Origin of the sequence: Halopseudomonas phragmitis, assembly GCF_002056295.1 — a bacterium.
GTDB classification, from domain to species: Bacteria; Pseudomonadota; Gammaproteobacteria; order Pseudomonadales; family Pseudomonadaceae; genus Halopseudomonas; species Halopseudomonas phragmitis.
This window is the reverse complement of record NZ_CP020100.1, coordinates 1,163,789-1,186,964: the sequence shown is the minus strand read 5'-3', so window position 1 is coordinate 1,186,964 and position 23,176 is coordinate 1,163,789. Positions and strand designations below refer to the sequence as shown.

The 23,176-nt window shown below is 62.8% G+C and carries 17 protein-coding genes; 12 read left to right on the top strand and 5 right to left on the bottom strand.

The annotated features are described in order from the left end of the window. Nucleotides 1-51: 51 nt before the first annotated feature. The 7 genes from BVH74_RS05490 (at nucleotide 52) to BVH74_RS05460 (ending at nucleotide 10,678) form a co-directional block, all read left to right on the top strand. Nucleotides 52-1,248, top strand: coding sequence for an acyl-CoA dehydrogenase family protein (locus BVH74_RS05490; RefSeq protein ID WP_080049092.1), 1,197 nt, complete (start codon nucleotides 52-54; stop codon nucleotides 1,246-1,248). Nucleotides 1,249-1,259: 11 nt separating this feature from the next. Beyond that, nucleotides 1,260-2,393 (top strand): acyl-CoA dehydrogenase family protein, encoded by a 1,134-nt coding sequence (locus BVH74_RS05485; RefSeq protein ID WP_080049091.1) that lies wholly within the window; start codon nucleotides 1,260-1,262, stop codon nucleotides 2,391-2,393. 170 nt (nucleotides 2,394-2,563) lie between these two features. After that, the gene (locus BVH74_RS05480; protein ID WP_080049090.1) at nucleotides 2,564-3,313 is read left to right on the top strand and encodes an electron transfer flavoprotein subunit beta/FixA family protein; all 750 of its coding nucleotides are present in this window, start codon (nucleotides 2,564-2,566) and stop codon (nucleotides 3,311-3,313) included. A gap of 2 nt (nucleotides 3,314-3,315) precedes the next feature. Then, nucleotides 3,316-4,245 carry an electron transfer flavoprotein subunit alpha/FixB family protein gene (locus BVH74_RS05475; RefSeq protein WP_080049089.1) on the top strand — a complete coding sequence of 310 codons (930 nt, stop codon included), beginning with the start codon at nucleotides 3,316-3,318 and terminating at the stop codon, nucleotides 4,243-4,245. An 873-nt stretch (nucleotides 4,246-5,118) separates the two neighbouring features. Next, nucleotides 5,119-6,276: a TAXI family TRAP transporter solute-binding subunit gene (locus BVH74_RS05470; RefSeq protein WP_080049088.1), complete on the top strand. Its 1,158-nt coding sequence runs from the start codon at nucleotides 5,119-5,121 to the stop codon at nucleotides 6,274-6,276. 66 nt (nucleotides 6,277-6,342) lie between these two features. Further along, nucleotides 6,343-8,289 (top strand): TRAP transporter permease, encoded by a 1,947-nt coding sequence (locus tag BVH74_RS05465; RefSeq protein WP_080049087.1) that lies wholly within the window; start codon nucleotides 6,343-6,345, stop codon nucleotides 8,287-8,289. A 184-nt stretch (nucleotides 8,290-8,473) separates the two neighbouring features. Beyond that, nucleotides 8,474-10,678 carry a methyl-accepting chemotaxis protein gene (locus BVH74_RS05460; protein WP_080049086.1) on the top strand — a complete coding sequence of 735 codons (2,205 nt, stop codon included), beginning with the start codon at nucleotides 8,474-8,476 and terminating at the stop codon, nucleotides 10,676-10,678. Here the strand turns inward: BVH74_RS05460 and BVH74_RS05455 are convergent. Further along, nucleotides 10,611-11,630 (bottom strand): cyclase family protein, encoded by a 1,020-nt coding sequence (locus BVH74_RS05455; RefSeq protein ID WP_080049085.1) that lies wholly within the window; start codon nucleotides 11,628-11,630, stop codon nucleotides 10,611-10,613. The genes BVH74_RS05460 and BVH74_RS05455 overlap by 68 nt on opposite strands. A gap of 195 nt (nucleotides 11,631-11,825) precedes the next feature. On the opposite strand from BVH74_RS05455, the gene trhP reads away from it, so the two are divergent. The 5 genes from trhP to BVH74_RS05430 all read left to right on the top strand — a co-directional run bounded on the left by trhP (nucleotide 11,826) and on the right by BVH74_RS05430 (nucleotide 17,977). Further along, nucleotides 11,826-13,109, top strand: a complete 1,284-nt coding sequence (gene trhP, locus BVH74_RS05450) for a prephenate-dependent tRNA uridine(34) hydroxylase TrhP (protein WP_080051634.1) — start codon at nucleotides 11,826-11,828, stop codon at nucleotides 13,107-13,109. Between the two features lie 259 nt (nucleotides 13,110-13,368). Then, on the top strand, nucleotides 13,369-14,724 hold the full coding sequence (mgtE, locus tag BVH74_RS05445) for a magnesium transporter (RefSeq protein WP_080049084.1): 1,356 nt from the start codon (nucleotides 13,369-13,371) through the stop codon (nucleotides 14,722-14,724). Nucleotides 14,725-14,831: 107 nt separating this feature from the next. Continuing rightward, complete coding sequence (locus BVH74_RS05440; RefSeq protein WP_080049083.1) at nucleotides 14,832-15,629, top strand: undecaprenyl-diphosphate phosphatase; 798 nt, start codon at nucleotides 14,832-14,834, stop codon at nucleotides 15,627-15,629. Between the two features lie 13 nt (nucleotides 15,630-15,642). Beyond that, the gene (locus tag BVH74_RS05435; RefSeq protein WP_205890199.1) at nucleotides 15,643-16,701 is read left to right on the top strand and encodes an FAD:protein FMN transferase; all 1,059 of its coding nucleotides are present in this window, start codon (nucleotides 15,643-15,645) and stop codon (nucleotides 16,699-16,701) included. A 106-nt stretch (nucleotides 16,702-16,807) separates the two neighbouring features. Next, entirely contained in the window at nucleotides 16,808-17,977 is a 1,170-nt protein-coding gene (locus BVH74_RS05430) for a GGDEF domain-containing protein (RefSeq protein ID WP_080049082.1), read from the top strand. Here BVH74_RS05430 and BVH74_RS05425 read toward each other — a convergent pair. From BVH74_RS05425 to pdhA, 4 genes are all read right to left on the bottom strand, one after another. Further along, on the bottom strand, nucleotides 17,955-19,787 hold the full coding sequence (locus BVH74_RS05425; RefSeq protein ID WP_165443814.1) for a putative bifunctional diguanylate cyclase/phosphodiesterase: 1,833 nt from the start codon (nucleotides 19,785-19,787) through the stop codon (nucleotides 17,955-17,957). The genes BVH74_RS05430 and BVH74_RS05425 overlap by 23 nt on opposite strands. A gap of 114 nt (nucleotides 19,788-19,901) precedes the next feature. Continuing rightward, complete coding sequence (locus BVH74_RS05420) at nucleotides 19,902-21,011, bottom strand: dihydrolipoamide acetyltransferase family protein (protein ID WP_080049080.1); 1,110 nt, start codon at nucleotides 21,009-21,011, stop codon at nucleotides 19,902-19,904. Continuing rightward, nucleotides 21,008-22,003 (bottom strand): alpha-ketoacid dehydrogenase subunit beta, encoded by a 996-nt coding sequence (locus BVH74_RS05415; protein ID WP_080049079.1) that lies wholly within the window; start codon nucleotides 22,001-22,003, stop codon nucleotides 21,008-21,010. Before BVH74_RS05415 ends, BVH74_RS05420 begins: the two co-directional genes overlap by 4 nt. Continuing rightward, a complete protein-coding gene (gene pdhA, locus BVH74_RS05410; RefSeq protein WP_080049078.1) occupies nucleotides 22,000-23,085 on the bottom strand; it encodes a pyruvate dehydrogenase (acetyl-transferring) E1 component subunit alpha in 1,086 nt (361 codons plus the stop codon). Before pdhA ends, BVH74_RS05415 begins: the two co-directional genes overlap by 4 nt. Between the last annotated feature and the right edge of the window lie 91 nt (nucleotides 23,086-23,176).

Below are 23,176 nucleotides of genomic sequence, written 5' to 3'. Positions count from 1 at the left end.
GGCCGGCCCAGTGCCGGCCGCCGGATACCCGTATTACAACGAGGACTCACAATGGAAATCCATTTTTCTCCCGAACAGCTCGCCTTCCGCGATGAAGTGCGTGAATTCCTGAAACAGGAACTGCCTGCCGATATCGCTGCCAAGGTCAAGCTTGGCAAGCATCTGTCCAAGGAAGACCACCAGCGCTGGCAGAAAATTCTGTCCAACAAGGGCTGGTACGCGCCCGGCTGGCCGGTCGAGCACGGCGGCACCACCTGGGGCCCGATCGAAAAGCACATCTTCGACGAAGAGTCTGCCGCTGCTGGCGCACCGCGTCTGGTGCCGTTCGGCGTCAACATGGTCGCCCCGGTGATCATCAAGTTCGGCACCGAAGAGCAGAAAGCCAAGTATCTGCCGCGCATTCTCGACGGCACCGACTGGTGGTGTCAGGGTTACTCCGAGCCGGGCGCCGGTTCCGACCTGGCCTCGCTGAAGACTCGCGCCGTGCGCGATGGCGACTACTACATCGTCAACGGCCAGAAAACCTGGACCACCCTGGGTCAGCACGCCAACTGGATTTTCTGTCTGGTGCGCACCGACCCGGAAGCCCAGCAGCAGCGCGGGATTTCCTTCCTGCTGATCGACATGGCCACCCCCGGCATCACCGTACGCCCGATCATCACCCTGGACGGCGACCATGAAGTCAACGAAGTATTCTTCGACGACGTCAAGGTGCCGGTCGAGAACCTGGTCGGTGAAGAGAACAAGGGCTGGACCTGCGCCAAGTACCTGCTGACCCACGAGCGTACCGGCCTGGCCGGCATCGGCGCCTCCAAGGCCGCCCTGCGCCAGCTCAAGCGCATCGCCAGCAAGCAGCAGAAAAATGGCCGCCCGTTGATCGAAGACGCACTGTTCCGCAGCCAGATCGCCGAAGTGGAAATGTCGCTGATGGCCGCCGAAATGAGCACCCTGCGCATCGTTGCCGCCGCCTCCGAAGGTGGCGTACCGGGTTCGGAAAGCTCGATTCTCAAGGTCCAGGGCACCGAAATCCGTCAGGCCATTACTCACCTGATGCGCAAGGCACTGGGTCCGTATGCCCTGCCCTTCCTGCCGGAAGAGCTGGAGCTGGACTACGACGGCGAATTCCTGGTCGACGACTATGCCGCCGCACCGGCCTCGCAGTACTTCAACATGCGCAAACTGTCGATCTTCGGCGGATCCAACGAGATCCAGAAGAACATCGTCTCGAAAATGATTCTTGAGCTCTGAGGAGGCCGACCGTGGATTTCAAATTGACCGAAGAACAACAGATGCTGCAGGAAACTGCCGAGCGCCTGGTTCGTGACGTATACGACTTCGAAAGCCGGAACAAATTCAGCCAAAGCGAAGCCGGTTTCAGCACCGCCTTCTGGCAGCAGCTCGGCGAGCTGGGCCTGACCGCCATTCCCTTCTCCGAGGAGTTGGGTGGCTTTGGTGGCAGCGGCGTGGAAACCATGCTGATCATGGAACAGCTGGGCAAGGGTATCTGCCTGGAGCCTTACATGGAGTCGGTGATCCTGGCCGGCGGCCTGATCAGCCAACTGGGCAACGACACCCAGAAGGAAGAGCTGCTCGGCGCCATCGCCACTGGCGAGCTGCAGGCTGCCGTAGCCCTGGATGAGCTGAACAGCCACTACGATCTGGCCAACGTCACCACCACCGCCACCCAACAGGGCGGCGACTGGGTGTTGAGCGGCCGCAAGGGCGTGGTGATTGGCGGCCAAACCGCTGGCAAAATCCTGGTCTCGGCCCGCACCGCCGGTGACGTGCGCGATCAGCAAGGCATCAGCCTGTTCGTTATCGACCCCAGCGCTGCCGGCGTCAGCCGCCGCGTCTACGCTACCGTCGATGGCCGCAAGGCTTGCGAGCTGACCCTCGACAACGTCAAGGGTGAACTGCTCGGCGCCGCTGGTGAAGCCTTTGACGCCATCCGCTACCAGAGCGGCCGCGCCATCGCCGCGCTGTGTGCCGAGGCCGTAGGTGCCATGCGCACAGCCTGCGATCTGACCCTGGACTACCTCAAGACCCGCAAGCAGTTCGGCGTGCCGATCGGCAAGTTCCAGGTCCTGCAGCACCGCATGGTCGACATGGTCAGCGAGCTGGAGCGTGCCACCTCGATGGCCATCCTCGCTGCCTGTCTGGCCGATGACGAAGACAGCGCCGAGCGCAGCGCCAAGCTGGCCGCCGCCAAGTTCATCGTCAACCGCGCCGCGCGTTATGTTGCCGAACAGTGCATCCAGTTGCATGGCGGTATCGCCATGACCTGGGAGTACAACGGCGCCCACTACGCCAAGCGCCTGGTGATGATCAGCCACCAGTTCGGTGATGATGACCACCACCTGGAAGCCTACGCCAGTCAGATCGACGCAGCGTAACACTCGGTATTCGGCCAGAATAACGGCATAAAAGCCGTTATTTTGGCCGAAACGTCATCATTTTATGACGGTTCGCACTATCGGGCACGACCTGCGCCCGGTATGCTATGCACCCCTTTGAATGTCATGCGCCCTCGGGCGTCTCATAGACCTGTGGAGGACTAGCGTCCATGAAAATCCTCGTCGCCGTTAAGCGCGTGGTCGACTACAACGTCAAGGTTCGCGTCAAGGCGGACAACAGCGGTGTCGATCTTGCCAACGTCAAGATGTCCATGAACCCCTTCTGCGAAATCGCCGTAGAAGAGGCCGTGCGCCTGAAAGAGAAGGGCGTGGCAACTGAAATCGTTGCCGTTTCCGTAGGCCCGACCGCCGCTCAGGAGCAACTGCGCACCGCGCTGGCTCTGGGTGCCGACCGCGCCGTGCTGGTTGAGTCTGCCGATGAGTTGAACTCGCTGGCCATCGCCAAGCTGCTCAAGGCCGTGGTTGACAAGGAACAGCCGCAACTGGTCATCCTTGGCAAGCAGGCCATCGATTCCGACAACAACCAGACTGGCCAGATGCTCGCAGCCCTGTCCGGCTACGCCCAGGGCACCTTCGCCTCGGCGGTCAATGTCGAAGGCGACCGGGTCAAGGTCACCCGCGAGATCGATGGCGGTCTGCAGACCGTTGATCTGAAACTGCCGGCCATCGTCACCACCGACCTGCGCCTGAACGAGCCGCGTTACGCTTCGCTGCCGAACATCATGAAGGCCAAGAAGAAGCCGCTGGAAACCCTCAAGCCGGAAGAGCTGGGTGTCAGCACCGCCTCGACCGTGACCACCCTGAAGGTTGAAGCCCCGGCTGCCCGCAGCGCCGGCATCAAGGTCAAGAGCGTCGACGAACTGATCGACAAACTCAAGAACGAAGCCAAGGTGATCTGAACATGAGCATTCTGGTTATTGCCGAACACAACAACGCCGCACTGAACGCCGCGACCCTGAACACCGTGGCTGCTGCCCAGGCCATCGGTGGCGACATCCATGTGCTGGTAGCCGGTCAAGGCTGTGGCGCCGCGGCTGAAGCTGCGGCCAAGGTCGCCGGTGTGAGCAAGGTTTTGGTTGCTGACAACGCCGCCTACGCCCATCAGTTGCCGGAAAACCTGGCGCTGCTGATTGCCGAAGTCGGCAAGGGCTACAGCCACATCCTGGCTCCGGCCAGCACCAACGGCAAGAACTACGCCCCGCGCGTAGCCGCGCTGCTGGACGTCGATCAGATCTCCGAGATCATCGCGGTCGAAAGCGCCGACACCTTCAAGCGTCCGATCTACGCCGGTAATGCGATTGCCACCGTGCAGTCCAGCGCTGCGGTCAAGGTCATCACCGTCCGCGCCACCGGCTTTGACGCCGTGGCCGCCGAAGGTGGCAGCGCCGCCGTAGAAGCGGTTGCCAGCGCCACTGACGCCGGCATCTCGGCCTTCGTTGGTGAAGAGCTGGCCAAGTCTGACCGTCCCGAGCTGGCCGGTGCCAAGATCGTCATTTCTGGCGGCCGTGGCATGCAGAATGGCGACAACTTCGAAATGCTCTACAAGCTGGCCGACAAGCTCGGCGCGGCGGTAGGCGCCTCGCGTGCCGCAGTGGACGCCGGCTTCGTGCCGAACGACATGCAGGTTGGCCAGACCGGCAAGATCGTTGCTCCGCAGCTGTACGTGGCGGTCGGCATCAGCGGTGCGATCCAGCACCTGGCCGGTATGAAAGACTCCAAGGTGATCGTCGCGATCAACAAGGACGAAGAAGCCCCGATCTTCCAGGTTGCCGACTACGGTCTGGTAGCTGACCTGTTCGAGGCGGTACCGGAGCTGGAAGGCAAGCTGTAAGCCTCAGGCTGCAAGTACGACGAGAACCCCGGCCTGGTGCCGGGGTTTTTGTTTGTCTGGATTCTCTGCCGCCGCTGTGGATTGCCACGGGCCTGCGGCCCTCGCAATGACGAGGGGGCGGGCTGTGTGGGGGTGATTACGGGCACAGTGGGTGCGGCTACTCCGCAATCGTTATTGCGAGGAACAGAGGGCGGCCATCCGCCGACGTGGCAATCCAGACGCGCGCTGTGGATTGCCGCGGGCCTGCGGCCCTCGCAATGACGAGGGGGCGGGCTGTGTGGGGGTGATTACGGGCACAGTGGGTGCGGCTACTCCGCAATCGTTATTGCGAGGAACAGAGGGCGGCCATCCGCCGACGTGGCAATCCAGGCGCGCGCTGTGGATTGCCGCGGGCCTGCGGCCCTCGCAATGACGAGGGGGCGGGCTGTGTGGGGGTGATTACGGGCACAGTGGGTGCGGTGGCCCGCAATCGTCGTGGTGAAACGTACGAAGTACGCCTCACCCACACAACTGCCATTGCGAAGCACGCGGAGTACGCCTCACCCTCAACCGCCACTGCGAAACGCACGAAGTACGCCCCCCTCAACCGCCACTGCGAAAGCACGAAGTACGCACCCACCTCAACCGTCATTGCGAGGGCCGCAGGCCCGTGGCAATCCAGGCGCACCAGCCCCAGGCAGTGGCAAGCAGGAGCGGTTCGATCTTACGCATTAGCCCTCAAACCCAGCCGATCCTGTACTAAGCTGAATTAACCTTTCCTTACGCAATGCCTTTTGCAATGTGTCTCATGCTGAGTAAAATGTTATTCTGACAAGCGAAACATGACACTAATTGTGTTTCGCACAGCGAAACCAATCATAAGAAAGGCACACTATGCGCACACGCCTACGTAGTTTTGTCGGCGCACTGGCTCTGACGCTCGGTTTACCGGCGGCGGCTTCGGAGCATTCCGATCTGCCCCGCGTCATGGTCTGGACCGCCTATGGCACCGGCGCTGCCGGTTACGCCCAGGCTGCCGCTCTCGGTGGCATGCTCAAGCACGAGGTCGGCAGCAATATCCGCATTCTCCCCGGTCGCAACGATGTGTCACGGATGATCCCGCTGAAAACCGGTCGAGCCGATTACTGTCTGTGCGGCATCGCCAGCTATTTCGGCCAGGAAGGCATCTTCCTGTTCAACAAACCCGACTGGGGCCCGCAGCCGATCCGCATGGTGCTGGCGTCCCAGGGTACCCAGAGTTTTGGCCTGGCTGCCGCAGCCGATACCGGCCTGACCTTGCCTTCCGAGCTGCGTAACCAGCGCATCATCTTCATTCGCGGTGCTGACTCGATCAACATGATCACCAGCGCCATCCTCGCCTATGCCGGCCTGAGCTGGCAGGACGTGCGCCGGGTTGATGCGGCCGGGACCAACGAGGCGATCGAGATGCTGATCAACGGCCACGCCGACGTTATGCCGATGTCTACCCGCACCCCGCTGATGGAGCGCATCGCCGCCAGTCCGCGTGGCATCAGCTGGCTGCACATGCCCAACGAAACCGAGACCGACAAGGCTGCCTGGGCTCGGGCGCAGCAGGTGATTCCTTACTACACCCCCCAGATCGAGACCCGTGGCGCCGGTGTGTCCGAGGCCAACCCCTGGCATGGTGGCGGTTACGCGCTGCCGATCCTGGTGACCAACGCCAGCCGCAACGCCAACGAAATCTACGCGCTGACCAAGTTTATCGATCAGCACTACGACCACTTCAAGGATCTGGCGCCGGGGGCCGAAGGCTGGGCGCTGGACCGTCAGGTGTTCGACTGGGTAATGCCCTACCACGAAGGCGCGGTGCGCTACTTCCGTGAAGCCGGGGTCTGGAGCGACGAATACGAAGCTCACAACCAGTCGCTGCTGCGCCGCCAGGAAATACTGATGGCCGCCTGGCAGGAGCAGTTGGCCGCTGGCGAGACCGAGAACTTCCAGATGAGCTGGATGCAGCGTCGGGCCAAGGCCCTGACCGAAGCCGGCTTTGATCCCGGTTTCCGCCGCTAAGGCAACCCCGTTAACGGGGCGGGGTTTAACGACCACGCCCTTTGTCATGATCATGAGGCGGTATCCATGTCAGAACAACAAGAAGCCCTGCGCAACCCCTTGACCGGACTGTTGCTGCGCATCGTTGCGGTATTGACCGCAGCATTGGCGATCTACCATATCTTCAACTTCGGCGCGCTGACCGGTTACACCATGCTGACCGGCGAATACATCTACGGCCTGCTGGCAATGATGCTGCCGATGGTTTACATCGCCATCCCGGCCGGGCGTGGCCGGCGGATCAAGTCGGTGCCCTGGTACGATTGGGTGATGGCACTGGCCAGCGGCCTGTGCTGCATTTTCTTCATCGCCAATCAGGCGGTGTCAGTCGATGAGGGCTGGGAATACGCGGCGCCGCAGTATGTGGTCTATGTCAGCCTGGTGCTGTGGGCTCTGGCCCTGGAAGCCACCCGCCGCTGCGGCGGCTGGCCGATCTTCGTGGTGGTGTTTCTGGCTTCGGTTTTCCCGATCTTCGCCGGCAAGCTGCCGGACAGCTTCGCCGGGATCTCGACCCCAATCGATCTGGTGGCGATCTACCACACCAACAGCGATGAAAGTCTGCTCGGCATTCCCTCGCAGGCGTTCGCCAATCTGGTGATCGGCTTTTTGCTGTTCGGCATCGCTCTGCAGCGCACCGGCGGTGGCAAGTTCTTCATCGATCTGGCCTTTGCCCTGCTCGGCAAGGTCCGTGGCGGTCCGGCCAAGGTTTCGATTTTCTCCAGCGGCCTGATGGGCTCGATGTCAGGTAGCGTGGTGACCAACGTACTGACCACCGGCCCGCTGTCGATTCCGGCGATGCGCAAGGTCGGCTTCTCCAAGCCCTATGCCGCCGGGGTGGAAACCTGCGCCTCGACCGGCGGGGTACTGATGCCACCGGTAATGGGCGCCACCGCGTTCGTTATGGCGACCTTCCTCGACATTCCCTACGGTGAAATCGCCCTGGCCGCGGCGATTCCTTCGGCGCTGTATTTCTTCGGCCTGTTCGTACAGATCGATTTCTACTCGGCGCGCAACAAGCTCAAGGGCCTGCCGGCCATCGACCTGCCGCGCGTGCGCGACACCCTCAAGGAGGGCTGGCACTACATTTTCGTATTCGCCTTCCTGATCTGGATGCTGCTGTTCATGAAGCAGGAAGCGATTGCGCCCTTCTACGCCACCGCGCTGCTGATCGTGATCAACCAGTTGCGCAAACACAGCCGCTGGCGCTGGAAGGACTTCAAGGACTTTGCCGAGTCCTGCGGTGCGCTGTTTGCCGAGCTGACCGGGCTGATGGCCGGGGTCGGCCTGATCATGGGCGCGCTGGCGGTGTCGGGGATGTCCGGCACCATCGCCAACGACCTGCTGTTCATCGCCGGCGGCGACATGTTCGTGCTGCTGCTGATGGGCGCGCTGACCAGCTTCATCCTAGGCATCGGCATGCCGGTCACCGCAGCCTACATCTTCCTGGCCATTGCCCTGGCACCGGCGCTGATCAACGGCGGCATGAACCCGATGGCGGTGCACATGTTCATCCTCTACTGGGGCATGCTCAGCTTCATCACCCCGCCGGTGGCGATCGGTGCCTTTGCTGCTGCCTCGGTGGCTGGCTCCAGCCCGATGAAGACCAGTTTCGTGTCGATGCAGATGGGCAGCATCATCTACTTCATCCCGTTCTTCTTCGTGCTGGAGCCAGCGCTGCTGCTGCAGGGTGATGGCAGCGATATTCTGCTGGCGATCAGTTGCGCGGTGGGCGGTATTTTGTTGGTCGCCGGCGGCCTGCAGGGTTACCTGCCATGGCTTGGCGACCTGAGTCAGCGCGGGCTGCTGCACTGGCCGTTACGCCTGCTGTTCATCTGCGGCGGGCTGCTGCTGGCAATGCCGCACAACCCGTTCCTGGCCTTGAGCGAAATGCAGTTGTTCATTCTGTCATTCGCCACCATTGCCGGGGCGGTGCTGCTGACCCTGGCGCATCGAACGTTAAGGCCCGCCGCTTAACATGCACGCACTAAAACAGGGCGCAATGCGCCCTGTTTCTTTTCTTCCGCACCAAATCTGCGCGCCCTGTAAAAAACCTCTAATTCATCAGCTCCCTGCCAATAAGGTCATCTAGCCATTACGTGCCATTTTGGTGCGCTTATTGCTTGGTGACCGGTTCAAGAAAAGGGTATGGGGGTACCTGATGTCTTTACGTAGCCATTCAATGAGCCTGAGTGCAGCCGAACGCCACTGGCTGCCCTGGACCGGCAGCAGCGGCAAACTGGCCATGGGCTGGGCCTGCCGCCTCAACAACAACCGTTATGCCCAGCTCGAAGAGATCTTCGAAAGCATTGCCAGCACTCGGGTCCGACTGCTGCAGCAATGGTGTGAAAACCAGTGGTCGGGGCTGCAAGGCATTGCCGAAGCCCTGCTGGCCGAGCCCGAACAGATCGACACCCAGCAACTGCGCCAGTTGAGCGAAAAACTGCCGGATGCCAACGAACTGTTCGTACTCGACGCCCAGGGCCAGGCGCTCTACAGCAGCGCCAACGACCTACCGGCTGCGCTGGATCCACATGCGGTACAGACCGGGTTGCGTCAGCGCCTGCTGCACGGCCCGTATATCGACCCACGGACCCTGACGCTGGGGCCATCCAGCTCCAGCTTTCATGATGCCGTGACCCTGATGTTCTTTCTGCCGTTGCCCCAGGGCGGCTGCCTTTGCGCCCGGGTGCCCAACGACGTGCTCGGCGATCTGATCCAGCGCGAAGCCGGACACATTTATCCCGAATCCGGCGACAACTACATCTTCATGGTCGAGTCGCGCTTCGACCCTGGCATTGAGCCAGGCCGGGCACTGTCGCGCTCGCGCTTTGAAGACAGCACCTTCAGTCACGGCGACAACCTCAAGGACGGTATCCGCACCGCCTGGGGTACGGTACGGGTCAACGCACATACCGAGTTCGAGATTCGCTTCACCGATCCGGCCACCGGCCAGTTGCACCCCGGAGTGCGGGAAACCATCCGCAACGGCAGCAACCTGTTCGTTACCTACCCCGGTTACTCCGACTACCGGCATATTCCGGTGATCGGCAAGGGGGTGACCTTCAGCCTGCCGGGCTCGCCCGATCGCTGGGGCATGATGTGCGAGGCCGACCTGCAAGAGGTGTATCGCTACCGCTCGCTCAGCTACACCCTGATGCGTCAGTTCCTGCTGATTCTGCTGCTGCTCGCCGGCACTCAGGCTGCACTGGCCCTGGTTGGTGCCGGGCCACTGCTCGCCATAGCCGGCAATGCGCTGGCGATGGGCGCCTCAGCGCTCTGGTTCTGGCAGCGTGGCACCCGCCGGCTGGCCCGACGCATGGGCCGGATGACCGAAATCATCCGCACCATTGCCGAGGGCGAAGGCAACCTCAGCCAGCGTATGGACACCAGCCGTCTGGTAGCGGACGAAACCGGTGAACTGGGACGCTGGGTCAACAGCTTCATCGACAACCTCGACACCATCGTCGGTCGGGTCAAGCGCGCCAGCCGCCATGCCCTGCGCAACAGCGAACAGATGCTCGCGCGCAATGAGCAGGCCAGCACTACCGCCGAGACCGTCACCGGCGATATCCAGCAGATGTTGCGGATGATCGAAACCCAGTTGCAGACGCTCGACGACGCCTCGCAAACCGCCGCGCAGATGAAAGCCAACATGGCCAGCGTGGTCGACTCGGCGCGCCAGCGCCTCGACACTCTGAGCAGTGGTACCCGCAAGATCCGCGATATCGTCGCAACCTCGGCCAACAGCGTGCAGGTGCTGGACCAGCGCTCGGCCGACATCGCCGGCCGGGTTTCGCTGATCACCGATATCACCAGCCAGACCAACCTGCTGGCCCTCAATGCCGCGATCGAGGCCGCCCGGGCCGGTGAGCATGGCCGGGGGTTTGCCGTGGTCGCCGACGAGGTGCGAGCCCTGGCGGCCCGCACCGCCCATGCGGCTGCGGAAATCAGCCAGGGCATCAACGCCATCCACGAAGCCACCCGCGAGGCGGTCAATCTGATGGAACAGGGCGTGGCCGATGTCGATCTGCAACTGCAGGAGGCCAGCACCGCCTCGGATGACAACGACCTGCTCTATCGCAACGTCGAGGAGCTGTTCGAGGTGATCGCCCTGATGGACAGTCACAGCAAGGAGCACGGTCGCCAGGCCGACCGGGTCGCCCAGACCAGCAGCTCGATGGCCCGGGTAATCCGCACACTGCGCAGCAGCTCAGCCCAGGTCCGGGAAACCGCCGAGCGCCTGAATCAGTTGTCCGACAGTTTCCAGGTCAGTGACGACCAAACCGCCCGGCGGCTCAGACCAGCGCCACTGGCGACACCGGCGAGCCAACCGCGCCGGGCAAGCGCAGTGGCGGTGCGCTGAGCAGGAAACGATAACGGCCGGACTGGCGCAGGTAATGCGCCAGCTCGGTCAGATACCACAGCTCGCCCAGATGGATACCCAGCTTGAACAGGCAGTGCTCATGCAGTGGCAAGGCTGCGCAGCAACTGCCGCCATCGCGCGCCGGGTAGGCCTCGACCGCGTAGTTGTCGGCAATCAGCACACTCAGACCGCTGTCGCTGATCCACTGCAACAGCGCTGGATCGCGGCCATCGAGCACCGCGCAGCTGTTTTCCAGGGTCTTGGCGTCCGGCTGCCTGCCCATGCCCAGTACCACATCGGCAAAGCCGGTATACAGGCAAACCATATCGCCCGGCTCAACCACTACGCCATCGGCCAGCATGATCTGCTGCAGGCGGGCATGATCGACCAGTACCCGCTCGTGGCCACAGTGCTTCTGCAGATCGATCAGCAACGCCCGGCCACTGACCGCGGTTTCGGCCATTTTCTCGATGCCGAGACGCTCGGCATTCACCCCTTCCAGCGCATCCTCATGCCCGGCCGGCCCACGAATATGCTCGCCGGCGCGCCAGCCGTTGTAATACAGCGGCTCGGCCACACCATCACCGTCGGCATCGAACAGCGCACCGACATGCGACAGCGCATCCCACTGGGTTGAATACTGGGTATACAGCAGCACCGCATCATCGCTGACCACATCGGTGAACGCCGGGTTGATGCGCTGCAATTCGAAGTTGTAATTGAGCTTGTCGCCACGCCCAGAGGTAAAGCGCCGGGGTGGATGACGCAGGCGGTTGAGCGCGTTGCCGCCGGGATAGTCGAGCGGCAGGCTCAGGCAGAAGCTGCGCCCTTCGCGCACCTCGGCCACACCCTGCAAGACCTTGTCCGGGGTCAGCAGGTTGAGCCGGCCGAGTTCGTCATCGGGGCCAAACTCACCCCAGTTCGAGCCTTCTGGACGGTGTTTCCAGCGCATCGGATGCCTCCTTGTTCTTGTTGATAACGCGCTTTCTTGTAGTCCCACGATGCCATGTTGCTCCCCTTCCGGTCATGCCCATTAGCCCGGCTGTTGCCAGGCCATAGGCCGCAGCGATGATCTCGGTCAATGCCGGGTACCGCACGCCTGGCTATGCTGCGCCGCAATCTTGTCTTGAACACAGGAATTCTCACCATGCCCCAGACCCCCGAACTGCTGGCCCCGGCCGGCACCCTGCAGGCCATGCGCTATGCCTTCGCCTACGGCGCCGATGCGGTCTACGCCGGTCAGCCACGTTACAGCCTGCGCGTGCGCGAGAACGACTTTCACGACCCCGAGGTGATGGCTGCGGCGATTGGCGAAGCCCAGGCACTGGGCAAGCGTTTCTACCTGGCCAGCAACATCGCTGCGCACAACAGCAAGGTAGCCACCTATCTGCGGGACCTGGAACCAGTGGTAGCGATGGGCCCGGATGCGCTGATCATGTCCGACCCCGGGCTGATCATGCTGGTGCGCGAGCGCTGGCCCGAACTGCCGGTTCACCTGTCGGTGCAGGCCAATGCCGTGAACTGGGCCACGGTGAAGTTCTGGCAGGATCAGGGCATCGAGCGGGTAATCCTGTCACGCGAGCTGTCACTGGAAGAAGTGGCCGAGATCCGTGAAAAATGCCCGGATGTCGGGCTGGAGGTGTTCGTTCACGGCGCGCTGTGTATCGCCTACTCCGGGCGTTGCCTGCTGTCCGGCTACTTCAATCACCGCGACGCCAACCAGGGCGCCTGCACCAATGCCTGCCGCTGGCAGTACGAGGTCCAGCCGGCCGAGGAAACCGCCGAGGGCAATTACCAGCCAGCGGGCGGCGCCCACATCATCACCCAGACCGGCAAGCCGGATGAGCCGATGGCCATCGAAGAGGATGAGCACGGCACCTACATCATGAACTCCAAGGACCTGCGCGCCGTGCAGCATGTGCAGCGGTTTGTCGAGATGGGTATCGACTCGCTGAAGATCGAGGGCCGGACCAAGACCCATTTCTATGTTGCCCGCACCGTACAGGCCTATCGCAAGGCGATCGACGATGCGGTGGCCGGCAAACCCTTCGACCTGGCGCTGATGGATGATCTGGAGAGCCTGTCCAACCGGGGTTACACCGAAGGTTTCTACCGTCGTCATCCACCGGGGGTATACCAAAACTATGAGCATGGCGCCTCGCGCATGACCCGCCACCAGTTTGTCGGCGAGGCCCTGCGACGCGATGGCGACTGGCTGCACGTGGCGGTCAAGAACCGCTTCCAGTTGGGCGACCAACTGGAGCTGATGACCCCATCGGGCAATCTCAGCTTTACTCTGGAGGCACTGCGCAACACCCAAGGCCAGGCCATCGAGGTAGCGCCGGGCAATGGTCATGAGGTGCAGATCCCCTGCCCGCCTCAGCTGGATCCGGCCTTTGCTCTGCTGCTGCGCTATTTGCCGGCAGCCTGAACAGAAGCTGTCGGCCTGATGAACTTTTCAGGTCATGACTTGACCAATAGGTACCGATCCTTTAACTTCCACGCGCCGCAATTTGCCGGCGAAATCATGAGGCCATTATGGACCTTCCCAGTAGATGCTTGACAACTGAACACAGTACCCCGAACCACAGCGTTCGCGCGGCCTGCCTGTTCGCGTCTGGAGCCTGCTGCCGGTAATCCCCCGGTAACTCCTGCGTGCACTGGCCGGCACGCGCTACAAGGAGTTACCCATGAGCTACGAAACTCTTGCTGCATCCCTGCGCTCCGCCATGGAGCGTCAGGACCACGACGCCATCCGTCTGCTGCTCAGCGAGCTGCCCACCGCCGACATTGCCGAATTTGTCCGCACCGAGCAGCCTGCCACCAGCCTGCAACTGCTCAACTATCTGCCCATCGATGCGCGCGCCGATGTCTTTGGCTATCTCGAGCCCAGCGAACAGCTCGAAATAGCCAAAGATCTCGACGACTTGCGCCTTGGCCAGCTGCTTGCTCGTATGAATGCCGACGAAGGCGCCGACCTGTTCAACCTGCTGCACCCGGCTCGCCAGGACGCCATCCTGCGTGGCATGGCCAAGGAGGAGCGCGAAGAGCTGCGGCGCCTGGCCAGCTATGCCGAAGGCACCGCCGGGGCGATCATGACCAGCGACTACGTGGTGGTGCCGGCCGATCTGACCGCCCGCGAAGCGCTGGATCAGATCCGCCTGACCGCGCCGGATGCCGAGACCATCTACCAGATCTACGTACTTGACGAGCAGCAGCGCATCGCCGGCACCCTGTCGCTGCGCGAGTTGATTCTGGCGCCGCCACACAGCCGGATCGAGGCGCTGATGACCCATGAGGTAGTATCAGCCAGCGTCGATACCCCGCAGGAAGAAGTGGCCAAACTGATCGCCCGCTACGACATTCTGGCCCTGCCGATCACCAACGGTGGCGACCGGCTGGTGGGTATTGTCACCTATGACGATGCGATGGACGTGGCCGAAGCCGAAGCCACCGAAGACATGCATAAAGGCGCAACCATCGGCAAGCTGGAAGGCGGCCTGCGCAGCGCCAGCCTGCTGACCCTGTACCGCAAGCGGGTCGGCTGGCTGGTGCTGTTGGCTTTCGCCAACATTTTCTCCGGCGCCGGTATCGCTTATTTTGAAGACACCATCTCAGCCTATATCGTGTTGGTATTCTTCTTTCCCCTGCTGATGGGCAGCGGTGGTAATGCTGGTGCCCAGGCCGCCACCCTGATGGTGCGCGGTCTGGCCGTTGGCGATGTGCGCTTCCGCGATTGGGGCTGGCTGCTTGGCAAGGAGTTGCTGGTAGCCGGGGCTCTGGGGCTGACCATGGGGCTGGCGATCGCCAGTCTCGGCTGGCTGCGAGGCGGCCCCGATATCGCTTTGGTCGTAGCGCTGAGCATGCTGGTGATCGTTATGATCGGCAGCCTGATTGGCATGAGCCTGCCGTTCTTGCTCAACCGCCTGAACCTTGACCCGGCCACCGCCTCGGCACCCCTGGTAACCACCATTGCCGACGCCAGTGGGGTACTGGTGTACTTCGGTATCGCCACCGCCATTCTCGGCCTGCCCAGCCCGAGCTGAGGCCAAGGCTGAATCCGTGCTGAACGAACCCCGGTCCAGGACTCGCGCTCCCGGACCGGGCATGTTCTACTTACGCCCTGCTTTAATTGAGTAACGGAATTTTTCTGATGGATTGGCTGCAAGTCATCATCCTGGCGATTGTCCAGGGCCTCACCGAGTTTCTGCCGATTTCCAGTTCGGCGCACCTGATTCTGGTCCCGGTACTGACCGACTGGCCCGACCAGGGCCTGGCCTTCGATGTGGCCCTGCACCTGGGCAGTCTGGCCGCCGTGCTGATCTACTTCCGGGCCGACCTGATCAACATGACCCAGAGCTGGGTGCGCTCGCTGACGACCCGGCAACTGGACGCCGACGCCCGGCTGGCCTGGGCGGTGATCCTTGGCACCATCCCGGTCGGGCTGGCCGGATTGGCATTCAAGGGCACCATTGAAACCGTATTGCGCTCACCGGTCTGGATTGCGGTTGGCCTGATCGGCTTCGGCCTGCTGCTGGGCTGGGCCGATTGGCGCCACAAGGGTGAGCGCGAAGTCAGCGAGATGCGTTGGAAAGACGTGCTGTTGATCGGTATCGCCCAGGCTATCGCCCTGTTCCCAGGCACCTCACGCTCGGGCATCACCATGACCGCCGCACTGATGCTGGGCTTGAGCCGCGAGGCGGCCGCGCGCTTTTCATTCCTGCTGTCGATCCCGGTGATCGTGCTGGCCTGCGGCCTGGAAGGCAAAGACCTGATCCAATCGGGCGAGCCGGTGAACTGGACCTTCATGCTAGCCGGCATCCTGCTCTCAGGCGTCAGCGCCTATCTGTGCATCCATTACTTCCTGGCCTTTATCAAGCGGATCGGCATGCAGCCGTTCGTGATCTACCGCGTGGTACTGGGCCTGTTCCTGTTGTGGATTTTCCTTTGATCGGAGCCCAGTGATGACTGCCCTGTCCACAAGCATGCGCCCCTTCCTGCTGCTGACCCTGGCCCTGTTGCTGGCAGCCTGCCAGCCACGGGAACCAGAAATCCAGCATCTGGATGGCCAGATCTTTGGCACCTTTTACCAGATCAGCCTGCCCGGCTCGCTCGGCAAGGACGAACTGGCCCGCCTGCGTGAAGGGATAGAGGCCGAGCTGGAGGCCGTGGATGCCAGCATGTCGACCTATCGCGATGACTCCGAGCTGATGCGCCTGAACCGCCAGCCGGTCGGTCAATGGCTGGAACTGTCCGCCGAGCTGATGACGGTCCTGAGCGCCGCGCAACAGGTGGCCGAGGCCAGTGACGGAGCCTTCGACATCACCGTCGGAGCGTTGGTCAATCTCTGGAGTTTTGGTCCTGAGGCCCGCCCCTCTCGGATTCCCGAACCCGATGAGCTGGCCGCCCGCCTGGCCCAGAGCGGCCACACCCATCTGCAGTTGGATCAGCAGCAGCACCGGGCCCGGCGCCTGAGCGATCATTTCGTTGACCTGTCCGGCATCGCCAAGGGCTATGGCGTTGACCGGGTCTCGGCCTGGCTGCTGGCCCAGGGACAGGATAACCATCTGGTCAATATCGGTGGTGACCTGGTTGGCCTGGGTGAGCGCAGACCCGGCCAGCCCTGGCGCATTGGGGTCGAGTTGCCGGACAGCAGCCAAACTCAGGTGGCCCGGCATATCCTGCCGATTCATGACCTGTCGGTGGCCACCTCTGGCGACTACCGCAACTTCTTTGAGGATGATGGCCAGCGCTACTCGCACACCATTGATCCGCGTAGCGGCCAGCCGATGCAGCATCGACTGGCCTCGGTCACCGTACTGCATCCCTCGAACATGCTCGCCGACGCCTGGGCCACCGCACTGATGGTGGTCGGCCCGGAGCAGGCCCAGGAGTTGGCCCGCCAGCAGAACCTTATGGTACTGCTGTTGAGCCGCGAGCCTGACGGCCGCTGGAGCAGTTGGTCGTCGCCGGCACTGGACGAGCAGTTCGACAGCGAGACGCTTAAACCGCTCAGCTCGTAATCGCGCACTCCCAGCCTTGACCATGATCCTGATCAAGGTTTGCTCAATCCGCCCGTGCTTGAATATGGCATCAAGCCACTATTTGCGGCATGGGAAGCCCATAACAATGATCGTACGTCGCGAACAGCTTTGGCAGCGCCTGGGCAATCTGCTGTCCACCGAACTGCCGCCCCAACTTCTACCCCAACTACTGTCACCTCTGGGCCAACCCCTGCTGCTGAGCCAGCGCCGTGCCACCCTGATCGTCAGCCGAGTGCGACTGTTCGCCCTGTTGTTTGCCGTGCTGACGCCCCTGTGGAGCGTGATTGATCTTATGGTGTTTCCGCTAACCCTGTGGCTGAAACTGGCAGCCCTGCGCGGTCTGGTGTGCCTGGCCTTCTTTGCTCTGCTGTGGCTGTACAAGCCCAATGGCAGTCTGTTCAACGCCTATCGGGCACTGGCAATCCTGTTCGCTATCCCTACCCTGTTCTATATCGCTTCGCACACCTTGCTCGGGGCCTATCAGCTCAGCAGTTTCTCCGCAGCCGTCGGTGCTGGCTATGCCTTTCTGCCCTTCGTGCTGATGGCCGGGCTGGCGGTATTTCCCCTGACTCTGGCGGAAAATCTGGTCATGGCGCTGGTACTGCTGCTGGCCCAGGCCTTTGCCGGCTACCTGAGCTGGACCACCCTGAACTGGCCGTCGTTCGCTGGTGCCTTCTGGCTGCTGATGCTGATTGGCGGGGTCACCAGCCTGGCCGGAATCAGCCAGTTGGCGTTCATGATTGCGCTGGTACGTCAGGCGATCCGCGATCCGTTGACCGGGGTATTTTCCCGCGGCAGCGGCGAGGAAATTCTCAGCCTGCACTGGGACGCGGCCCAGCGTAACAACAGCGCCCTGGCGGTGGCCTTTATCGACCTTGATCACTTCAAGGCGCTGAACGACCAGCACGGCCACGAAGCCGGCGACCAAGCCCTGATCAACGCCACCCGGCAGCTCCAGCTCAGCGTCCGCAGCACCGACAGCCTGGTGCGCTGGGGTGGCGAGGAGTTTCTGCTGATCATGCCCGACACTGACATGACCCAGGCCCGCAAGGCTCTGGAGCGGGTACAAGCCAATGGCCTGGGCTTTCGCCCCGATGGTCAGCCGCTGACCGCCAGCATCGGGTTGGCCGAATACCGCTACGACCAGCTCCAGAGTCGCCGGGATCTGCTGGAACTGGCCGACCAGCGCATGTATCGGGCCAAGGCCGCCGGGCGCAATCGCCTGTGCGCTCTCAGCTCACCGGCTGTGGCGTAGCCGACAGCGGTTGGGCCGCCCACCAGTTGGCGAAGGCCTCTGCCGGCATCGGCCTGGCAAACAGAAACCCCTGGCCCAGTTCGCAGTGCTGCGTTTGCAGCCAGTGCCACTGCTCGCTGCGCTCAATGCCTTCGGCCAGCACCCGCAGCCCCAGGTTGTGGGCCAGTTCAATGATGGTGTGCACCAACTGGCAGTCGCCCTGATTGGCCGGTACCTCAGCGAGAAAGCTCTTGTCGATCTTCAACTTGTCCAGCGGGAAGCGCCGTAGATAGGCCAGTGACGAGTAACCGGTGCCAAAGTCATCCAGGGCAACCCTTACCCCCAGCGCCTTGAGCGCCTTGAGGGTCTGCTCGGCCTGAGCACTGTGGTGCATCAGCGCTCCCTCGGTGATCTCCAGCTCCAGATGCTGCGCGGGCAAACCGCTGCTTTCCAGTGCCGCACCGACCAGCGCAACGATATCCTGATGCAGAAACTGCACTGGCGACAGGTTGACTGCCAGCGTCTCCAGCTCCAGCCCCTGGCTGCGCCACTGCTGGGCCTGCTGACAGGCCTGATTAAGCACCCAACTGCCGATGGGGACGATCAGGCCACTGTCTTCGGCCAGGGGAATGAAGCGCGCGGGCGGCACCTGGCCATGGCTGGGGCTATGCCAGCTCAACAGGACCTCAGCGCCCAGCCCCTGGCCGTGCTCCAGACTAACTAACGGCTGGTAGTTGAGACTCAGCTCGCCGTTGGCCAGCGCCGTGCGCAACGCTCGCTCCAGCTCGAAACGCTCGCGCGCCTGCTCGGTCAGGCATGGCAGATAGTGACTGTAGGTATTGCGCCCCCGGGACTTGGCCCGGAACATTGCCGCATCGGCATTGCGCACCAGTTCGGTGGCATCCAGCCCGTCACCGGGAAACAAAGCAATGCCCAGGCTGGCACTGACATACACTTCGCGCTCATCGGCCAGCAGCAACGGGCGCTCAAGTAGACTCAACAGGTCGCGCGCCACCTGGCTGGCCTGCCAGGGTGACGACAACGACTCGAGAATCAGCAGGAACTCGTCACCGCCAAGGCGTGACAGGGTGTCTTCTTCACGGCAACGTGACTGCAGGCGCTCGGCCACCGCCTGCAGCACCGCATCGCCAAAGCCGTGACCGTAGCTGTCATTGATGGTTTTGAACCGGTCCAGATCGATAAACACCACCGCCAGATGTCCACCGCGGCGTTTGATCCGCTCCAGCGCATGCTGCAGGCGGTTCATCGCCAGCACCCGGTTGGGCAGTCCGGTCAGCCCATCATAGTGGGCCATGCGCCGCAGTTGGCGCTGATGACCTTCGATGAAGCGAATCAGCAACTGCGAGCCGGCCAGTACTGCCAGCATCAACAGAAATACCGCCAGGGCGTATAGCCCGGCACGCTGGATGAAGATCTGCTGAAAGCTCTTGCCCCGAACCTGCACTGCCAGGACCTGGGCACCCGGCTGGTACAAAGTCCAGGCCCCGATCAGTTGCTCTTCACCCCACAACACCAAGCCGCTAACAGGCACCCAGCGCGGCTCGCTGTTGGCACTTTGCGCCAGATGGCGCAGTTGCGGATCCTGTTCATCGGGCTCAATCACCAGCGGCTGCAAAGGACCGGACAATTCGCCGGGATCAGCGCCATGCCAGATGCGCAACAGATCCCGGGCCTGTTCCTGACGGGCCTGATTGACGCTGCGCTGCTCCAGCGTCATGGCCACCAGCACCAGAATCAGCACGCACAGCAGTGCCAGTGCGTTGACCGCCCAGAACTTGTAGCGCAATGGCATCCTTTGTAAGCCCGGCATGGCTGGCTCCATCATGGCATAAGGCTGCCAGTGTAGGGGTAGCCGAGAGAGCGGGTTTTGATCCCGATCAAGTTACCCCGACAACCCCATCCGTTACGGGCCAACCAGCCAGGCTCAGTCCGGCTTTTCCAGGTCCGCCACCAGTGCCTTGAGAAAGCGCGCCGCCTCGCCGCCGGTCACCGCCCGATGGTCGAAGGTCAGCGACAACGGCAACAGCGGGTGCACCGTTGGCTGCCCCTGCCAGGCCACCACCGCATCGCGAATCACCCCGGCGCCAATGATCGCCACCTGCGGCGGCACGACGATCGGGTTGGCGTAGCGACCAAACAGGGTGCCGAAATTGGACAGGGTGATAGTCGCGCCCATCAGCTCCTGGGGCGGAATCGAGCGGTTGGCAACGTCCCGGCGCAGCCGCGCCAGACCCTCGCGCAGATCGTCCGGGTTGCGCCGGGCAACATCACGCAATACCGGCACAAACAGCCCATCCGGAGTATCCACCGCCACGCCCAGATCAACCTGGGCGTGGCGCTCCAGCGTCAACCGCCGACCATCGAAAGCGGCATTGAGCGCCGGCTCCTGAGTGCAGGCATGGGCAATCGCCCGCGCCAGACGCAGCATCGGATCGCGTGCACCACCCGGCCACCGATGCAGATCGGCATCCTCGACAATCATTACCGGCACCACCTCGGCATGCGCGCGCGACATGTTCTTAGCCATGGTCCGGCGCACACTGCGCAGCGCCTCGCCCGCCCCCTTGCCGGCAGCCTGGCGCACATCCTGCTCGGTCACCAGCCCACCCGCGCCACTGCCGCTGAGCGCACTGAGTTCGACCTTCAGCTCCTGCGCTAGCCGACGTACCGCCGGGGCCGCCCTGGCAGGCTGAAACTCGCGGGTGCTGGGGGCGGCGCCGATATGAAAGTCATCACTGGCCAGGTCACTGTCACCACTGGCCGGGCCCAGCTTGCCGACCACAGTACCGCTGTCATCCCCTACCCCTTCGAACGTCACCAATGGCTCGCCAACGTGCAGCAGGTCACCCGGCTCGCCATAACAGCGGCTAATCACCCCGGCCTGCGGCGAGGGCACCTCGACAATCGCCTTGGCGGTTTCCACCGACACCAGCAACTGATCGACCGCCACGCTATCACCCGCCTTGACGTGCCACTCGACGATTTCCGCCTCCTGCAAGCCTTCGCCCAGATCGGGCAGCCGGAAGGTTTTCATGCCTCACCCCCTTGCATTACCTCATGGGCCGCCCGGCAGATGCTCTCCACGTCCGGCAGCCAGGCCATTTCCCGCCGGGCATAGGGAATCACGCAGTCATAGCCGGTTACCCGGTGTACCGGCGCCTGCAGTTCATAGAAAGCGCGCTCCTGCAGCAGCGTGACTATCTCGGCCCCCGGACCAAAGGAGGCCGCCGCCTCATGCACCACCACGCAGCGCCCGGTCTTGCTGACCGAAGCCGCCAGGGTATCGGCATCCAGCGGCTTGAGCGTGGCAACATCGATTACCTCGCAGTCAATGCCCTCCTCGGCCAGCCGCGCGGCGGCTTCCAGGGTTTCTTTCAACGCCGCGCCCCAGCTCACCAGCGTCAGATCCGCCCCTTCGCGCAGGGTGAAGCAGGTATCCAGCGGCAGGGCCTGACCATCGTCCTCGACCACCTGCTGGACCGAACGATAAAGCCGCGAGGGTTCAAGGAAAATCACCGGATCAGGATCGGCAATTGCCGCCAGCAGCAGGCCGTAAGCGCGCCTGGGCGATGACGGAATGACCACCCGCAAACCGGGCACATGCGCCAGCATCGCCTCGGTGCTTTCACCGTGATGTTCCGGCGCGTGGATGCCGGCACCATGCGGAGTGCGCAGCACCATCGGGCAACTCAATCGACCGCAGGTACGGCTGCGTAGCCGGCTGGCGTGGGACACCAACTGTTCCATGCCAGCATAGATAAAGCCCATGAACTGGATCTCGGCCACCGGTTTCAGCCCCTGAGCCGCCATGCCGATGCTGATGCCGGTGATCAGGGTTTCCGCCAGCGGGGTGTCCATCACCCGGCGAAAGCCAAAGCGCTCATGCAACCCCACCGTAGCCCGGAACACCCCGCCATTGATGCCGATATCCTCACCCAGCACCACCACATCGGGATCGTCGGCCATGGCCCGGTGCAAAGCCAGGTTGATCGCCTCGACCATGGTCAGCTTGCCAGTCTCGGTCATGACTCACCTCCCAGGGCCTCGATACGGGCCGCCAACTGCTCTCGCTGGGCCTGATAGAACGCCGGCAAGCGCGCATACAGATGATCGAACGCCGCCGTCGGCGCCGCGGGCGGCACCGCCTTATAGGTTTCCACCGCCGCCGCGATCAACTCCCCGACCTGAGCCTGCAAGGCCTGCTCGCGGGACTCGTCCCACTCGCCACGGGCATGCAGAAAGCGCTGAAAACGGCCGATCGGCTCATGCTGCCAGGCCTCCTTGAGCGCCTCGTCACTGCGATAGCGGCTGGCATCATCGGCGGTGGTATGGTCACCCAGCCGATAGGTCACGCATTCGACCAGACTCGCGCCCTTGCCGGCCCGAGCCCGCTCAATCGCCGCCTGAACCCGGTCATAGACCGCCAGCACATCGTTGCCATCGACCTGCTCACCGGGAATCCCGGCCGCCAGCGCCTTGTGCGCCAGCGTCGGCGCAGCACTCTGCAGGCTGCGCGGCACCGAAATCGCCCACTGGTTGTTGTTGACCACGAACACCACCGGCAACTGCCAGACACCGGCCAGGTTCAGGCTTTCCAAAAAGTCCCCCTTGCTGGTGGCGCCATCGCCACAGGTAGTAACCGCAACCCGGTGTTGTTGCCGGGTACGAAACGCCGCCGCCACCCCGCAGGCATGGCAGGCCTGGGTGGCAATCGGCACACAAATCGGAAAATCCTCGGCGCAGGCCGGATCAGTCCAGGCGCTGCCACGCTCATCGCCGCCCCAATACAGCAGGATCTCGTGCATGGCGACACCGCGCAGCAACTGAATGGCGGTGTCACGGTAATAGGGCACCAGCACATCCTCACGGCTCATCGCCTGGCCTAGCGCCGTACCAACGGCCTCCTGACCCAGGGTCGAAGCATAGGTACCGATCTGGCCGGTACGCTGCAAAGCAATGCATTTCTGGTCAAAGGCCCGCACCAGCACCATGTGCCGATAAAAATTACGCAGCAGTTCGGCATCGCTGGCCCAGGCCGGCAAGGAATCCAGGGCACGCCCCTGGTCATCGAGGAAACGGGTGAAAGGAATCTGAACCGACAGAGGCATCGACAATCCTCCTACCAGTGCCACACGGGTACCGGTGCATCGCGGGTCGGCCGGTAAGCCGGACCGTGCATGTCAGCCAGCTTGTGGCCGG

Coding starts and splice junctions, on each gene's coding strand:
- BVH74_RS05490 (WP_080049092.1), top strand. CDS start 52: ATGGAAATCCATTTTTCTCCCGAACAGCTCGCCTTCCGCGATGAAGTG.
- BVH74_RS05480 (WP_080049090.1), top strand. CDS start 2,564: ATGAAAATCCTCGTCGCCGTTAAGCGCGTGGTCGACTACAACGTCAAG.
- BVH74_RS05475 (WP_080049089.1), top strand. CDS start 3,316: ATGAGCATTCTGGTTATTGCCGAACACAACAACGCCGCACTGAACGCC.
- BVH74_RS05470 (WP_080049088.1), top strand. CDS start 5,119: ATGCGCACACGCCTACGTAGTTTTGTCGGCGCACTGGCTCTGACGCTC.
- BVH74_RS05465 (WP_080049087.1), top strand. CDS start 6,343: ATGTCAGAACAACAAGAAGCCCTGCGCAACCCCTTGACCGGACTGTTG.
- BVH74_RS05460 (WP_080049086.1), top strand. CDS start 8,474: ATGTCTTTACGTAGCCATTCAATGAGCCTGAGTGCAGCCGAACGCCAC.
- BVH74_RS05455 (WP_080049085.1), bottom strand. CDS start 11,630: ATGCGCTGGAAACACCGTCCAGAAGGCTCGAACTGGGGTGAGTTTGGC.
- trhP (WP_080051634.1), top strand. CDS start 11,826: ATGCCCCAGACCCCCGAACTGCTGGCCCCGGCCGGCACCCTGCAGGCC.
- mgtE (WP_080049084.1), top strand. CDS start 13,369: ATGAGCTACGAAACTCTTGCTGCATCCCTGCGCTCCGCCATGGAGCGT.
- BVH74_RS05440 (WP_080049083.1), top strand. CDS start 14,832: ATGGATTGGCTGCAAGTCATCATCCTGGCGATTGTCCAGGGCCTCACC.
- BVH74_RS05435 (WP_205890199.1), top strand. CDS start 15,643: ATGACTGCCCTGTCCACAAGCATGCGCCCCTTCCTGCTGCTGACCCTG.
- BVH74_RS05430 (WP_080049082.1), top strand. CDS start 16,808: ATGATCGTACGTCGCGAACAGCTTTGGCAGCGCCTGGGCAATCTGCTG.
- BVH74_RS05425 (WP_165443814.1), bottom strand. CDS start 19,787: ATGCCGGGCTTACAAAGGATGCCATTGCGCTACAAGTTCTGGGCGGTC.
- BVH74_RS05420 (WP_080049080.1), bottom strand. CDS start 21,011: ATGAAAACCTTCCGGCTGCCCGATCTGGGCGAAGGCTTGCAGGAGGCG.
- BVH74_RS05415 (WP_080049079.1), bottom strand. CDS start 22,003: ATGACCGAGACTGGCAAGCTGACCATGGTCGAGGCGATCAACCTGGCT.
- pdhA (WP_080049078.1), bottom strand. CDS start 23,085: ATGCCTCTGTCGGTTCAGATTCCTTTCACCCGTTTCCTCGATGACCAG.